This is a genomic window from Neobacillus drentensis (assembly GCF_036962765.1).
Taxonomy (GTDB): domain Bacteria; phylum Bacillota; class Bacilli; order Bacillales; family Cytobacillaceae; genus Neobacillus; species Neobacillus drentensis_C.
In genome coordinates, this window is sequence record NZ_JBALOS010000277.1 from 563 (window position 1) to 1460 (window position 898).

An 898-nucleotide genomic window follows, 5' to 3' on the forward strand; every position below is an offset into this window, starting at 1 on the left:
GATACTTACTAATCTAATAATAATAGCAATTTTAATTGCTTTTACAGCATTTTTTGTAGCTTACGAATTTGCTATTGTTAAAATCCGCGGTACTCGAATTGATCAACTCGTTAGCGAAGGGAACAAGAACGCGATCGCGGCGAAAAAGATTGTTGCAAACCTTGATGAATATTTATCTGCTTGTCAATTAGGTATTACTGTTACAGCGTTAGGGCTTGGGTGGTTAGGTGAACCTACGGTGGAACATATTCTTCATCCGCTTTTGAGTTACTTTAACATGCCTGAATCCATCGCAAGTATTACTTCATTTATACTTGCTTTTGCATCAGTAACATTTATTCATGTGGTTGTAGGGGAACTAGCACCTAAAACCTTTGCCATTCAAAAGGCAGAAACGGTCACTTTGATCTTTGCAAGACCGATGATGCTCTTTTATAAAATTATGTATCCCTTTATTAAAGCTCTAAATGGTTCTGCTCGTTTAATCGTTGGAATTTTCGGATTGAAGCCTGCATCCGAATATGAAGCCGCTCACTCAGAAGAAGAACTTCAGTTAATCATCTCTGAAAGTTATAAAAGTGGGGAGATTAATCAATCAGAATATAAATATGTAAACAATATTTTTGAATTTGATGATCGAAATGCCAATGAAATTATGGTACCTCGTACTGAAATTATTGCATTTGATATTTCTCAATCTTTAAATGAATGTCTTCAAATTGTGACGACAGAAAATTATACAAGGTATCCTGTTATTGATGGTGAAAAAGATAACATCGTTGGTATGGTAAATATGAAGGAAGTTTTTACCGAATATATCAAGGGCAAGAATGTTGAAACATCGATTCAAGAATATATTCGTCCTGTCATCCAAGTGATTGAATCGATCCCAATTCAT

Annotated in this window: 1 protein-coding gene; it reads left to right on the plus strand. The window is 34.9% G+C overall.

The window, feature by feature from the left end; translation table 11 throughout:
• Window position 1 precedes the first annotated feature (1 nt).
• Window positions 2-898, plus strand: an 897-nt coding sequence (locus V7137_RS26645; RefSeq protein WP_335700867.1) for a hemolysin family protein, incomplete at its 3' end; no start/stop codon positions are given.